This is a genomic window from Stenotrophomonas sp. YJH_SMC_119, assembly GCF_059368315.1.
Map to the genome: position 1 here is coordinate 254,682 of NZ_JCAFRP010000001.1, position 14,622 is coordinate 269,303.

Annotated in this window: 10 protein-coding genes and 1 riboswitch; of the genes, 4 read left to right on the top strand and 6 right to left on the bottom strand. The window is 66.8% G+C overall.

Annotated features, from left to right (window positions below):
- The first annotated feature begins 61 nt into the window (after window positions 1–61).
- The 3 genes from AC5P6S_RS01215 (at window position 62) to AC5P6S_RS01225 (ending at window position 5,040) form a co-directional block, all read left to right on the top strand.
- Window positions 62–814: a phosphatase PAP2 family protein gene (locus AC5P6S_RS01215; RefSeq protein WP_005410619.1), complete on the top strand. Its 753-nt coding sequence runs from the start codon at window positions 62–64 to the stop codon at window positions 812–814.
- Entirely contained in the window at window positions 811–2,460 is a 1,650-nt protein-coding gene (locus AC5P6S_RS01220; RefSeq protein WP_241876195.1) for a phosphoethanolamine transferase, read from the top strand. The genes AC5P6S_RS01215 and AC5P6S_RS01220 overlap by 4 nt, the downstream gene beginning before the upstream one ends.
- A 615-nt stretch (window positions 2,461–3,075) precedes the next feature.
- The gene (locus AC5P6S_RS01225) at window positions 3,076–5,040 is read left to right on the top strand and encodes a M2 family metallopeptidase (protein WP_111189069.1); all 1,965 of its coding nucleotides are present in this window, start codon (window positions 3,076–3,078) and stop codon (window positions 5,038–5,040) included.
- 635 nt (window positions 5,041–5,675) lie between these two features.
- On the opposite strand, the gene AC5P6S_RS01230 is transcribed toward AC5P6S_RS01225, so the two are convergent.
- The 3 genes from AC5P6S_RS01230 to AC5P6S_RS01240 form a co-directional block, all read right to left on the bottom strand.
- Entirely contained in the window at window positions 5,676–6,068 is a 393-nt protein-coding gene (locus AC5P6S_RS01230) for a hypothetical protein (protein WP_005410623.1), read from the bottom strand.
- Window positions 6,069–6,136: 68 nt separating this feature from the next.
- Window positions 6,137–7,033: a siderophore-interacting protein gene (locus AC5P6S_RS01235; protein WP_043034529.1), complete on the bottom strand. Its 897-nt coding sequence runs from the start codon at window positions 7,031–7,033 to the stop codon at window positions 6,137–6,139.
- Window positions 7,034–7,173: 140 nt separating this feature from the next.
- The gene (locus AC5P6S_RS01240) at window positions 7,174–8,400 is read right to left on the bottom strand and encodes a multidrug effflux MFS transporter (RefSeq protein WP_032966071.1); all 1,227 of its coding nucleotides are present in this window, start codon (window positions 8,398–8,400) and stop codon (window positions 7,174–7,176) included.
- Window positions 8,401–8,699: 299 nt separating this feature from the next.
- A riboswitch (glycine riboswitch) is annotated at window positions 8,700–8,802 on the top strand.
- A gap of 62 nt (window positions 8,803–8,864) precedes the next feature.
- Between AC5P6S_RS01240 and gcvP the strand changes: the two genes are divergently transcribed.
- Window positions 8,865–11,732 carry an aminomethyl-transferring glycine dehydrogenase gene (gene gcvP / locus AC5P6S_RS01245; RefSeq protein WP_495204431.1) on the top strand — a complete coding sequence of 956 codons (2,868 nt, stop codon included), beginning with the start codon at window positions 8,865–8,867 and terminating at the stop codon, window positions 11,730–11,732.
- Between the two features lie 93 nt (window positions 11,733–11,825).
- Here the strand turns inward: gcvP and AC5P6S_RS01250 are convergent, their stop codons facing one another.
- The 3 genes from AC5P6S_RS01250 to AC5P6S_RS01260 form a co-directional block, all read right to left on the bottom strand.
- Window positions 11,826–12,236: a VOC family protein gene (locus AC5P6S_RS01250; RefSeq protein WP_005410627.1), complete on the bottom strand. Its 411-nt coding sequence runs from the start codon at window positions 12,234–12,236 to the stop codon at window positions 11,826–11,828.
- Between the two features lie 103 nt (window positions 12,237–12,339).
- A complete protein-coding gene (locus tag AC5P6S_RS01255) occupies window positions 12,340–13,707 on the bottom strand; it encodes an amino acid permease (RefSeq protein WP_414498612.1) in 1,368 nt (455 codons plus the stop codon).
- 82 nt (window positions 13,708–13,789) lie between these two features.
- Window positions 13,790–14,512: a helix-turn-helix transcriptional regulator gene (locus tag AC5P6S_RS01260; protein ID WP_005410629.1), complete on the bottom strand. Its 723-nt coding sequence runs from the start codon at window positions 14,510–14,512 to the stop codon at window positions 13,790–13,792.
- Between the last annotated feature and the right edge of the window lie 110 nt (window positions 14,513–14,622).

Below are 14,622 nucleotides of genomic sequence, written 5' to 3' on the forward strand. Positions count from 1 at the left end.
CCCTTCTCCGACATCAAGGTGACGAGCATGAGCGCGGATTCCCGAACCGCCCCTTCCCAGCATGCCCGTCCGTCCCCTTGATTCGGTAGCGCCGCTTGCGACATCACCACTGGCGTCTCGATTTGCGGTAACTCACCTCTGGCTGCCTGTCGCAATCGGCCTGCCATTGTTTACGCTGCTGATGGACTTCGGCGGTGATCAATGGGTGGCCGATCACCTGTTCCGTCTTGAAGGCAGCCACTGGGCGCTGCAGGACGCCTGGATCACCCGCAGCGTCGTGCACAAGGCCGGCAAATGGTTGAGCACGGCGGCAGCGCTGGTCGTGACCCTGCTGTGCTTCCACCACTGGCGTAGGGGTCGCGATCGCACCCTGCAATGGGCGCTGCTTTATGTCGTGATTGCCATGGCACTGGGCACCGGCGTGATCTCCCTGCTGAAGTCGCTGGTGCCGATGGAATGCCCCTGGGACCTGCTGCGCTACGGTGGCCACCAGCCTTTCATCGGTCTGTTCACCCTGCGCCCGGAAGGCATGCCGGCACAGGCCTGCTTCCCGGCAGGCCACGCCAGCGCAGGCTATGCGTGGCTCTGCCTGTATTTCTTCGCGTTGCTGTGGCGGCCGTCCTGGCGCTGGACCGGGCTCTGGATCGGCCTCGGCACCGGCCTGGTGTTCGGGATCAGCCAGCAGTTGCGGGGCGCCCATTTCCTTTCGCATGACATCGCCACCGCGTTGATATGTTGGCTGCTTTCGTTGGGCCTGTATGTTCTGATCCACCGTCAGCTGGACCGTCCCCACCGCCAGGAGGCAAACGCATGAGTGCATCGGTCCAACGCTCCGCCCGCCTCCCCACCCTTGCGGGTCTTCGCAACTGGCGGCCGCAGCTCTCCACGGAAGCACTGATCGCGCTGACCAGCCTGTTCTTCGCGGTGGCCGGCAACGGCCTGTTCTGGCACAGCGCGATGGCGAGCCATCCGGGCAGCCTGCGTTACGCGCTTTCGCTGCTGCTGTTGCTGCTGGGCGCGCACGGCGTGCTGCTGGGCATCCTGGTCTGGCGCTGGAATGCCAAAGTGGCAATCAGCCTGTTGCTGCTGGTGACGGCGTTCGCTGCGCACTACATGAGCCGCTACCACATCTATCTGGATGCGGACATGCTGCGCAACGTGCTGGCGACCGACCCGAAGGAGAGCCGCGAGCTGATGACCGTATCGCTGCTGTGGCCGGTGCTGCTGCTGGCCGTGCTGCCGATGGTGGTGCTGTGGCGCGTGCAGCTGCGCCGACGCAGTTGGGGCCGCAGCCTGCTGTGGCGACTCGGCTTCCTGGTCGTGGCGGCGACGACCGCAGTTGGCGGTGCGCTGATCTCGTTCCAGGATGTCTCGGCGCTGATGCGCAACCAGCGCGAAGTACGCTATCTCGCCACCCCGGCCAACGTGCTGCTCGGTATGCCGCGCGCGCTGCGTGGCGACAACCCGGTGCAGCGCGCGCCGAAGCTGCCGATCGGCACCGACGCCAAGGCCACGCCACGCGCCCCGGTCAGCAAGCCGCGCCTGCTGGTGATCGTCATGGGCGAAACCGTGCGCGCGCAGAACTGGGGGCTCAACGGTGGCCGCAGCACCACCCCGGAGTTGGCCCAGGCACCGGTGATCAACTTCCCCGACATGCACTCCTGCGGCACCAGCACCGAAGTATCGCTGCCGTGCCTGTTCTCGCCGTGGGGACGCCACGACTACGATGAAAAGAAGATCCGCGCACACCAGTCGCTGCTGCACGTGCTGAACCGCGCCGGCATCGCGCCGTTGTGGCGTGACAACCAGTCCGGCTGCAAGGGCGTCTGCGAAGGGCTGGAGTTCCAGTCGCTGTCCGATGCGACCACGCCGGGGCTGTGCGCCGATGGCCGCTGCATGGACGAGATCCTGCTGCAGGACCTGGCCACCCAGGTGCGTGCCAAGCCCGGCGACCGCGTGGTGGTGCTGCACCAGCTGGGCAACCACGGCCCGGCCTACTTCGAGCGTTACCCGGCAGCCTTCGCGCGCTTCAAGCCAACCTGCGACACCCGTGACATCGGCCGTTGCTCTCGCGAAGAGATCACCAACAGCTATGACAACGCGGTGTTGTACACCGATCATTTCCTGAGCAAGACCATCGGCACCCTGCAGGGCATGCAGGATTACGACACGGCGATGATCTACCTGTCCGATCATGGTGAATCGCTGGGCGAGAAGGGCCTGTTCCTGCATGGCGTGCCGTATGCGATCGCTCCGGCCGAGCAGACCCGCGTACCGATGACGATGTGGTTCTCGCCGGGCTTCGCCAGCAGCCGTGGGTTGGACCTGCAGTGCGTGCGCAAGCGTTCGGCGGCCTATACCGACCACGACAACCTGTTCCCGTCGGTGCTGGGCCTGATGCAGGTGAAGACCTCGCTGTACGAGCGCGATCGCGACCTGTTCGCCAACTGCGAAGGTTGAGGGTTGTTCGGCAGGGCTTGCAGCCCTGCACCCGCGGTAGTGCCGGCCGCTGGTCGGCAGCCTCGACAGCAACAGCAACAGCAACAGCAAATGCTGGCATTCCGTGGATTGGCGGGGTGGGTCCGGTGGCGGGGGACGCTGCAAGTACGTCCATGTAAGCTCGGTCGCCGCATCCATGCGGCTCACGCCCCCGCCACCGGACCCACCCCGCCTTCGACAGTTTTCCGCGCTCTGTTGGACATGCCGATGGGGTCGGATCCGTTTTCCGTAGGAAAACGGATCCGACCCCATTTTGATTGTCGATATCTGACAGATGTGTCGACCAAGGTCGACACCTACCGACAGCACATGGAATCTGTCAGAGGTGGGGCGGTGTCGGAGTGCGGGGTGTCAGCCGCATGGATGCGGCTGCCAAGCCTACACGGACGTACTTGCGGCGTCCCCGCACTCCGACACCGCCCCGCCAAACCACGGATAGTCCGCTGTTGCTTCGGCCTTCGCCGTTGCTTGAAAGCCTCTGCGGGTGCCGGGCGCCGCCCGGCCGACTTCCGCCACTTGCGGTCGCAGCCACTGCCCACTAGCCTTCGGCCGTCGTTCACCACCCAAGGACCGCCCGTGAAACACCGTCATCTCCTGCTGGCCTCGGCAATCGCCGCCGCCACGCTGGCCCTGGCCGCCTGCAAGAAGGAAGCTGCCCCAGGCACCGATACCGCCAGCAGCAGCGCCCCGGCCGGCGAAACCGCCGACCAGTTCGTGGCCCGCATCAATGCCGAATTCAAGGCCGCCTACCCGGAGATGACCTCGGCGCAGTGGCTGTCTTCCACCTACATCAACAGTGATTCCGAACGCATCGCGGCCAAGGCCAACGAGCGCTCGCTGACCCAGCTCAACAGCTGGATCGAACAGGCCGCCAAATTCGATGGCAAGCCGATGAGCGAGGACAGCAAGCGTGCGATCCACCTGCTGAAACTGATGTCCTCGATGCCGGCGCCGCGCGATCCGGCCAAGCTGGCCGAGCTGACCCAGATCGCCACCCGCATGGAAGGCAGCTACGGCGCCGGCAAGTACTGCACCGACGCCAACGATCCGAACTCCTGCCGCCAGCTGGGCGAGCTGGAACAGGTACTGGCGCGCAGCCGCGACTACGACAATCAGCTTGACGCCTGGCAGGGCTGGCACAGCACCACCAAGAGCATGCGCGGCGACTACCAGAAGTTCGTCGGCCTGGTGAACGAAGGCGCCAAGGGCATGGGTTTCACCGATGCCGGCCAGATGTGGCGCAGCGGCTACGACATGCCGCCGGAGCAGATCGGCCCGGAAACCGACCGCCTGTGGGAACAGGTCAAGCCGATGTACGAGCAGCTGCACTGCTACGCGCGCGGCAAGCTGGACAAGACCTATGGCAAGGACAAGGCCGAAGTGGGGAATGGCCTGATCGCCGCGCACCTGCTGGGCAACATGTGGCAGCAGGACTGGTCGAACCTGTGGGACCAGCTGGAACCGTACCCGGGCGCCGGCAGCCTGGACATCACCGCGGCGCTGGAAAAGCAGTACCAGACCAACCTGAGCGCGGCGCTGGCCAAGGCCGGCAAGGATGCGAACGTGGCCGCGCAGTACAAGGCGCAGCGCGAGGCCGAACTGCGTACCGCCAAGCAGATGACCGAGCGCGCGCAGGACTTCTACGTGTCGCTGGGCATGCCGTCGCTGCCGCAGTCCTACTGGGAAAAAACCCAGTTCATCAAGCCTGACGACCGCGACGTGGTCTGCCACGCCAGCGCCTGGGACATGAACATGGAAGGCGACGTGCGCACCAAGATGTGCATCAAGCCGAACGAAGAGAACTTCACCACCATCTACCACGAGCTGGGCCACATCTATTACGACCTGGCCTACAACCCGCTGCCACCGCTGTTCCAGGGCGGTGCCAACGATGGCTTCCATGAAGCGATCGGCGACACCATCGTGCTGGCGATGACGCCCAAGTACCTCAGCTCGATCGGCCTGGTCGATGCGCCGACCGAAAGCCGCGAGGCGGTCATCAACAACCAGATGCGCATGGCGCTGTCAGGCGTGTCGTTCCTGCCGTTCGGGCTGATGATCGACCGCTGGCGCTGGGGCGTGTTCGATGGCTCGATTACTGCCGACAACTACAACAAGGCGTGGTGGGACCTGAAGGCCAAGTACCAGGGCGTGGCGCCGGCCAGCACCCGTGGCGAAGAGTTCTTCGATCCGGGCGCGAAGTACCACGTGCCGGGCAACACTCCGTACACCCGCTACTTCCTGGCGCGCATCCTGCAGTTCCAGTTCTACAAGGGCCTGTGCGACGCGTCCGGCTACAAGGGCCCGCTGCATGAGTGCACCTTCTACGGCAACAAGGAAGCCGGCCAGAAGTACTGGGCGATGCTGAGCAAGGGTGCCAGCCAGCCGTGGCAGGCCACGCTGAAGGAGCTGACCGGTACCGACAAGCTCGATGCCGGCCCGATGATCGAGTACTTCACCCCGGTCAACGAGTGGCTGAAGCAGCAGAACGAAGGCCAGATGTGCGGCTGGCAGGCCAACGCGGCCCCGGCGGCGAAATAAAAAAAGGGGCGGATCCGCGAGGATCCGCCCCTTTCCGGTAGTGCCGGCCGCTGGCCGGTAACTGCACGGTGGAAATCCATCTGGCAGCCGGCCGGCGGCCGGCTCTACCGCAACAGCAGTCAAAGGCCAGATGTGCGGCTGGCAGGCCAACGCGGCCCCGGCGGCGAAATGAAAAAAGGGGCGGGTCCGCAAGGATCCGTCCCTTTCCGGTAGTGCCGGCCGCTGGCCGGCAACTACGCGATGAAGACCCAACGGGCAGCCGGCCAGCGGCCGGCTCTACCGAAACAGCAGTCAAAGGCCAGATGTGCGGCTGGCAGGCCAACGCGGCCCCGGCGGCGAAATGAGAAAAGGGGCGGATCCGAAAGGATCCGCCCCTTTCCGGTAGTGCCGGCCGCTGGCCGGCAACTGCACGGTGGAAATCCGTCTGGCAGCCGGCCAGCGGCCGGCTCTACCGAAACAGCAGTCAAAGGCCAGATCTGCGGCTGGCAGGCCAACGCGGCCCCGGCGGCGAAATGAAAAAAGGGGCGGATCCGAAAGGATCCGTCCCTTTTTGGTAGTGCCGGCCGCTGGCCGGCAACTGCACGGTGGAAATCCGTCTGGCAGCCGGCCAGCGGCCGGCTCTACCGCAACAGCGGTCAGCTGTTCTTCTTCGCGGCCATCGCTGCGGCCAGCTCGGCCTTGAATTCCTCGAAGGTCTGGCCCTTCTCCCTGGCTTCGGCCTGTGCGGCATCGCGCAGCGCATCGGAGTACATCAGGCGCACCGGCGTGCCGTTGCGCTCGTGCAGTTCACCGGCCTGCATGATCAGCGCCAGCACCTGCGCAGCGCTCTCGCTGTGGCCCGCGATGCGGCCATCCATGCCCAGCACCCATTCGCCGTCGCGGCGCACGACACCGGCCAGCAGGGTGCGCTGTGCATCGCGCAGTTCCGCATGCGGCTCCACCGGCGAGGCCTGCGCGGCGGCCTTGTTGGCGGCCTGCTTTTCCTGGCGACGGCGCTGGTCGCGGCGGGTCTTGGAGCTGGTGGACATGGTGCGGTACCGCTGCGAAGGGGGGCGCAAGGATAGCGCACCCCGCCCGCAGCACCGCTTCACACCCCTCAGTCCAGCACTTTGCCGTGCCGCCAGTAGCCCATGAAGGTGATCGCGCGGCGGTCCAGCCCGCAGTCGCGCACCAGATGGCGACGGATCGCCATCACCGCCCCCGCCTCGCCCGCCACCCAGGCATACAGCGGCCCGGCCACACCGGTTTCGGCCTGCTCCCAGAGGATCTGCGTATCGACGTCGATCTCCTCCAGCGCATCGCCGGCAGCCACGCCCGAGGTCGCTGCCAACCGCGCCTGGACCGCCTGCAGCAACCGCTGTCCGTAGGCGGCCTGCCCGCGCGGCAGCCAGACCAGCTCGGCGCTGGAGGGCGCCTTCAGGTGCACCGCATCACCGGCCTGCGCCACCTCCAGCAGCGCCAGCGTGCGCGGTGGGTCGACCATGGCCGCCAGTTCCTCGAGGATGCCGGCCACCGCAGGCAACGCGGTTTCATCGGCCACCAGCAGCACCTGGCCGACACCGGCCGGTGGCTTCCACTCCCAGCCCTCGCTGCTCCCGGCACAGTCGGCGTCCGGGGCCAGCAGCACCACGCGGTCGCCAGGGCGGGCGTGCATGGCCCAGCGCGAGGCGGGGCCGGTTTCGCCATGGATGACGAAATCGACGTCGACCTCGCCCTGCTCGGCGCGCAACTGGCGGATGGTGTAGGTACGCATCGGCGGGCGCTTGTCGTCCGGCAGGGCCCGGTAGCGTGGGTACCAGTCTTCACCGCTGGGGACCTGCGGCACCTCCTGGCCGGGCAAGGGGAAGAACACCTTGATGCGCTGGTCAGGGCCTTCGGTCTTCATCCGCGCCACGTCGGCACCGGTGAACACCATGCGGTCCAGGGAAGGGGAAAGAACGCGGCGCTCCTTCAGCGCCACCTCGAACAGGCGGTAGGTCTGCTGCGCAGCCATGGGGAACCTCATGCAACGACATCGGATTGGCTGGCTGTCGTGCATCCACGCACCGGCTGGCTGGAGTGCCCAGCCTAGTCCGGTCGTTCCTCTTCGCAAGCGTTGCGGGCAAAGCGGCCGGCCCTACCCCTGCGCGCTGCTCAATGGCCCGTGCAGGCCGCCTGTGCCGCGCGTTCACGCTGGTGTTCCCAGTACCAGAACACGAAGCCGGCGGCGAAGAACGCGGCCTGCCCCAGCGCCAGGTGCAGCGGGCTGGCGCTGAGCAGCGGCGACACCACGCCGGCCACCACCGTGCTGATCATCAGCTGCACGAAGGCCTGCAGCGACGAAGCCAGGCCGCGCTGGTGCGGGTACATGTCCAGCACCGCCAGCGCCAGGATCGGGAAGATCAATGCCATGCCCATGCCGCCCAGGAAGATCGGCAGCACCGCCCACGGCAGCACGAACTGCGGCGACAGCGCCACGTAGCCGACATTCAGCAGCACCGACAGCGCACACAGGCCGAAACCAATGGACACCTGGCGGGTGGGCGTGGTGTGCCCGGCCATGCGCCCGGACAGGAACGAGCCGGTGGTCATGCCGCCGATGGTGGGGATGAACAGCCAGGCAAAACCACCCTCGCCCAGATGCAGGTGCTGCATCACGAACACCGGCGCCGAGGAGATGTACAGGAAAATGCCGCCGAAACCGATGCTGCCGGCCAGCGCCAGGCGCAGGAACCGCGGGTTGAAACCGATGCGCACGTAATCACGCAGCAGCACGCGCGGTGACAACGGCACCCGTGCCTCCACCGGATGGGTTTCCGGCAGGTAGCGTGCAGTGGCCGCCAGCAGGAGCAGCGCAAACACCACCAGGAACCAGAAAATCAGTGGCCAGCCGGCGCCACTGAGCAGGATCCAGCCGCCAATGATCGGTGCGATGGCCGGAGCGATGCCGAACAGCATCGATACCTGGCTCATCAGGCGCTGCGCATCGTGGCCGTGGTACAGGTCGCGGATCACCGCGCGGCCGACGATCATGCCGACGCCTGCTGACAGGCCCTGCAGCGCACGGAACGCCAGCAGCGTGGTCAGGTCGGTGGACAGCGCGCAGCCGACCGAAGCGCCGACGAACACCACCAGGCCACCGAGGATCACCCGCTTGCGGCCCCAGGCGTCGGACAGCGGACCGTGCGCCAGGCTCATCAGGCCGTAGAACAGCAGGTACACGCTGATGGTCTGCTGCACCGCCACTTCGTCCACCGCCAGGCGCTGGGCCAGCTGCGGGAACGCGGGGAAGATGGTGTCGATCGAGAACGGACCGAACATGGCCAGGCCGGCGAGCAGCAGGGCCATGCGGCGGGTGGAGGGAGCAACAGCGGCGGTCATGGGAAAGGCGTCCGGCAGGGCCATGCGCGGCACGCACGGCGGGCGCCGGTCCCCTGCAGCAGGGACGGCGCCAGATGAATTCGGGTATCCGCCCATCATAGGTGGGGAATGCGCCTGATGCCATGCAGCAGTGCACAAAACGCACGGACGGGCCATCGGCCATTCAGGCGCGGCCGCCAGGTCCGAAGGCGGCCGCCGCGCCCGCAACGGGCTATAATCGGCGGGCAACACGGTGGGAGAAGCGGAACACCGCTGCCGAAGGCGCAACGCCCGTAATCGCTCAGGCCCGATACCACCCGTAACACAACTCTGGAGAGACCGGTTCGATCCGGCGCCGAAGGGGCACGAAGCTGCGGTCCGCCGCGCTTTTAAACTCTCAGGCAAAAGGACAGAGGGGCGCCCCGCAGACCGCCGACCGGCGGCTTGTGCCCGTGCGTGTGCCCTTTCCTGACGGATCCTTCGCCATGTCCCAGAACACCCCTTCCCTGCGTGAGCTCGAGCACCACAACGCGTTCGTCGAGCGCCACATCGGCCCCAACGACGCCGAGATCGCGCAGATGCTCGCCGTCGTCGGCCACGCGTCGCTGGATGCGATGACCGACGCCATCGTGCCGGCCAAGATCAAGTCGCCGGCACCGCTGGCACTGCCGGAGTCGATGACCGAAGTGCAGGCACTGGCGAAGATCCGTGCGATCGCCGACAAGAACACCGTGCTGCGCAGCTTCATCGGCCAGGGTTACTACGGTACCCACACGCCGAACGTGATCCTGCGCAACATCCTGGAAAACCCGGCGTGGTACACCGCCTATACCCCGTACCAGGCGGAAATCTCGCAGGGCCGCATGGAAGCGCTGATCAACTTCCAGACCCTGTGCGCCGACCTGACCGGCATGGAAATCGCCAACGCCTCGCTGCTGGACGAAGCCACCGCCGCCGCCGAAGCGATGACTCTGGCCAAGCGTTCGGCCAAGTCGAAGTCGGACACCTTCTTCGTGCACGACGCCGTGCACCCGCAGACCCTGGAACTGCTGCGTACCCGCGCCGAGCCCATGGGCATCGTGCTGCGCGTCGGCACCCCGGCCGAAGCACTGGAAGCAGAAGCGTTCGGCCTGCTGCTGCAGTATCCGGACACCTTCGGCCAGGTCGGCGACTACAAGGCGCTGGTCGATGCCGTGCACGCACGCGGCGGCCTGGTGGCCGTGGCCACCGACCTGCTGGCCCTGACCCTGCTGGCTGCCCCGGGCGAATGGGGCGCGGACATCGTGGTCGGCAACAGCCAGCGTTTCGGCGTGCCGTTCGGCTTCGGTGGCCCGCACGCCGCCTTCATGGCCTGCCGTGACGCCTACAAGCGCTCGATGCCGGGCCGCCTGATCGGCGTTTCGATCGATGCCCAGGGCAACCCGGCCTACCGCCTGACCCTGCAGACCCGCGAACAGCACATCCGCCGCGAGAAGGCCACCTCCAACATCTGTACCGCGCAGGTGCTGCTGGCGGTGATGGCCTCGATGTACGCCGTTTACCACGGCCCGGAAGGCCTGACCCGCATTGCCCGCCGCACGCACCGCCTGGCCTCGATCCTGGCCGCAGCGCTGCGCAATGCCGGCGTGCAGGTCGGTGGCGACTTCTTCGACACCCTGCACGTCACCGGCGTGCATGCCGATGAAATCCATGCCAAGGCACGCGCCGCCGGTTACAACCTGCGCGCGATCGACAGCGACTCGGTCGGCATCAGCCTGGACGAGACCACCACCCGCGCCGACATCGTCGCCGTGGCTGCGGTGTTCGGTGCCTCGCTGGACGTCGACGCGCTGGATGCCAGCACCGCCGACGCGCTGCCGGCCGGCCTGCTGCGCCAGTCCGCGTTCCTGACCCACCCGGTGTTCAACACCCACCACAGCGAGCACGAACTGCTGCGTTACCTGCGTTCGCTGGCCGACAAGGACCTGGCGATGGACCGCACGATGATCCCGCTGGGTTCGTGCACCATGAAGCTCAACGCCACCGCCGAGATGATCCCGGTGACCTGGCCGGAGTTCTCGCAGATCCACCCGCTGGTGCCGGCCGACCAGGCGCTGGGCTACAAGGAACTGATCGACACGCTGGAAGCGATGCTGGTCGAATGCACCGGCTACGACGCGGTCAGCCTGCAGCCGAACTCCGGCGCACAGGGCGAGTACGCCGGCCTGCTGGCGATCCGCGCCTACCACCGCTCGCGCGGCGAAGGCCACCGCGACATCTGCCTGATCCCGGATTCGGCGCACGGCACCAACCCGGCCTCGGCGCAGATGTGCGGCATGAAGGTGGTGGTCACCAAGACCGATGCCAACGGCAACGTCGATGTGGAAGACATCCGCCTCAACGCCGAGAAGTACAGCGACCGCCTGGCCGCGATCATGATGACCTACCCGTCCACGCACGGCGTGTTCGAGGAAGAGGTGGTCGAGATCTGCGAGATCATCCACCAGCACGGCGGCCAGGTGTACACCGACGGCGCCAACATGAACGCCCTGGTCGGCGTGGCCAAGCCCGGCAAATGGGGTTCGGACGTTTCGCACCTGAACCTGCACAAGACCTTCTGCATCCCGCACGGCGGCGGCGGCCCGGGCGTCGGCCCGTGCGCGGTCAAGGAACACCTGGCCCCGTTCCTGCCGGGCAAGCTGGGTGACAACGGCCCGGTCGGCATGGTCAGCGCCGCCAGCTTCGGCAGCGCCTCGATCCTGCCGATCAGCTGGATGTACATCGCGATGATGGGCCGCGAAGGCCTGCGCAAGGCCACCCAGGTCGCGCAGCTCAACGCCAACTACATCGCCAAGCGCCTGGCCCCGCACTTCAAGACCCTGTACACCGGCCGCAACGGCCTGGTGGCACACGAGTGCATCCTCGACGTACGCCCGCTGGAGAAGACCAGCGGCATCGGCGCCGAGGACGTCGCCAAGCGCCTGATCGACTTCGGCTTCCACGCCCCGACCCTGAGCTTCCCGGTGGCCGGCACGCTGATGGTCGAACCGACCGAGAGCGAATCGCTACACGAGCTGGACCGCTTCATCGACGCGATGATCCAGATCCGCGAGGAGATCACCGCGATCGAAGACGGCCGGCTGGACCGCGAGGACAACCCGCTGAAGAACGCGCCGCACACCGCCACCGCGGTGACCGCCAGCGAGTGGACCCACGCCTACCCGCGCGAACTGGCTGCCTTCCCGCTGGCCAGCCTGAAGCAGAGCAAGTACTGGCCGCCGGTGGCGCGCGTCGACAACGTGTACGGCGACAAGAACGTGATGTGCGCCTGCATCCCGGTCGATGCCTACAAGGATGATGAAGTCGAGGCTTGATTCCTCGCGGCATCGGTAAAGAGAACGGCCCGCGCAAGCGGGCCGTTTTCATGAGGGCGGGTGGACCAGGGTCCACACCCACGGTAATCCCGATCACGGGTCCGGCATCTGCCCCAGGCTCAACTGCCACGACACGCCGAAGCGATCCTGCACCCAGCCGTAGCGGTTGCTGAAGTCATAGTCGCCCACCGGCATCAGCCAGTGGCCGCCCTCGCCCAGCACGCGCGCGGCGCGCTCGAACTGCTCGGCGCCGGAGCACTCGACGAACAGCGAGATCGACGGGCTGAAGGTGAAATCGTGCACGTCCAGGCTGTCAAAGCACAGGTAGTGGGTGCCACCGAGCAGGAAGATGGCCTGTCGGACCTGCCCGGGCACGCCGGCACCGGCGCCGTCCGGATGGCGCTGCATTGCCAGCAGGCGGAAATCGGCGAAGGCCTCGGCGTACAGGGCCAGCGCGGCCTCGGCCTGGCCGGTAAACATCAGGAAGGGGCGACTGCGCAGCATGCGGTACTCCCGGTCGACGGGCCGATGACGGCCCACACGATCAGGATGGCACGGCAGATGTGCAGCCCCCGTGGTAGTGCCGGCCGCTGGCCGGCAGCTCCAGTCACGCCTCGCGCATGCGCCGTGCGATGGCGCTGCCGGCGGCGATCGTGGCGGTCAGCGCCACCATCGACAGGAACTGCAGGCGGGTGTGCGACTCGCTCAGCAGCAGGCCGAAGATCAGCGCCAGGATCGCCAGCGCGCAGCAGGTCAGCCACGGGAAGCCCGCCATGCGGAACGGCAGCCGGGTACCCAGGCGATCTGCGCGGCGGCGCAACACCAGTTGCGAGACCAGCGACAGCGTCCACACCAGCAGGCAGGTGGAACCGACGATGTTCAGCAGCACCGGCAGCACCCGGTCCGGGAACAGCAGTTCCATCACCGTGGCGGCGAAACCGAACAGCACGCTGGCCAGCACGGCAATCACCGGCACCTGGCGCGGATCGGTCCAGCCCAGCACCGCCGGCGCTTCGCGGCGCTGCGCCAGTGAATACATCATGCGCGAGGCGCCGTAGAGGTTGGCATTGAGTGCCGACAGCAGCGCGATCACCGCAATCAGGGTGATGGCGGTGCCGGCGCCCGGAATACGGGCAATGTCCAGCACGGCGGCGAACGGCGACTTCAACGCTTCGCTGGTCCACGGCACGACGGCGATGATCACGCTCAGCGAGCCGATGTAGAACACCAGGATGCGCCACGCCACGGTGCGGATGGCACGGGCGATGCTGCGCTCCGGATCTTCGGTCTCCGCCGCCGCAACGGCGACGATCTCGGTGCCACCGAAGGCAAAAACGACAACCAGCAGTGCAGCGCCAATACCGGCCAGGCCCTTCGGTGCGAAGCCACCATGCTCGGTGAAGTTGCTCAGGCCCGGCGAGGTCACCTGCGGCAGCCAGCCCATCAGCAGCGCCACGCCGATGGCGATGAAGGCCAGGATCGCCGCCACCTTGAGGATGGCGAACCAGAATTCGAACTCGCCGAAGTTCTTCACCCCGAGCAGGTTGATCGCGGTGAAGAACAGCATGAAGGCCAGCGCCGCCATCGGTACAGGTACTGCTGGCCAGACGGTGGCCAGCAGCCCGGCCGCTCCCACCGCCTCGGCGGCGATCACGATCACCAGCTGCACCCACCACAACCAGCCGACGGTGGAACCGGCGGTGGCGCCCATGGCATCGGCGGCATAGACCGAGAACGCGCCGCTGGTCGGTTTGGCCGCCGCCATTTCGCCCAGAGCGTTCATCACGATGATCACCAGCGCGCCGGCGACCAGATACGACACCAGGACCGCCGGACCGGCCGCCTGCACACCCACGCCCGAGCCGAGGAACAGGCCGGCACCGATGGCGCTGCCCAGGCCCATCATGATCAGCTGGCGGGGCTTGAGCGAATGTCCGAGGCGGGACGGCGAAGCGGTCGGAATCGAGTTGGGCATCGGCAGGGCTGGCGGCGGGCTACAGGGGCGACACCTTACCCTGTCCCATGCCCGCGGGGATAGGCACAGCGCAGCAGGCGGCTCAGGCCAGTGCCGGCTCTCCGACACTGCCACCAATACGGGCGCGGTAGGCACGCGGCGAGAAACCGGTTTCAGCCTTGAACTTGCGGGTAAAGGCGCTCTGGTCGCTGAAACCGCAGGCCTGGCCGATGCTGGCGATGCTCTCGTCACCGTGCAGCAGGTGCATGGCCATCTGGATCCGCAGCCGGGTCAGCACCTGCTGCGGGGTCATCTGGAACACCTTGCGGAAGCTGCGCTCCAGCTTGGACAGCGAAAAGCCGGTGATGTCCAGCAGGGTCTGCATGCGCACGTTCTCGGCGTAGTGCGCGTTGAGGTGGGCCAGCGCCAGCCGCAGCTGCTCGTACTGGGTACCCAGACTGTCCTTCTGGCCAAGGTCGCGGGAAATGCCGATCAGGCCCTCGATGGCCCCATCGACCACCAGCGGACGCTTGCAGGTCAGGCACCAGCCCGGTTCGCGGTTGGCGAACAGGTGCAGCTCCATCAGGTTCTCGATCACCTCACCGGCCAGCACGCGGGCGTCCTGGTCCACGTAGTCGGCGCTCAGCCCGGTCGGGTAGATCTCCGCCGCGGTACGCCCGATCACGTCCTTGCGGGCGCGCAGGCCCAGCCGCCGCAGCATGGTCTGGTTGACGTGGGTGTAACGCCCCTGAAGGTCCTTGATGAAGAACAGCACATCCGGGATGGCGTCGAACAGGGCTTCGATGTCGGCGGGCTCGACTCGCATGGAACAAGCATACCCGAGCCTGCTTTTGCCTGTACGTTCACCTTTGCCGGACCTCGGTTTAACGGGCCCGGTTCCAGTGTCGTGGTTCTCTTTGAGCATCCGGAGCCAAC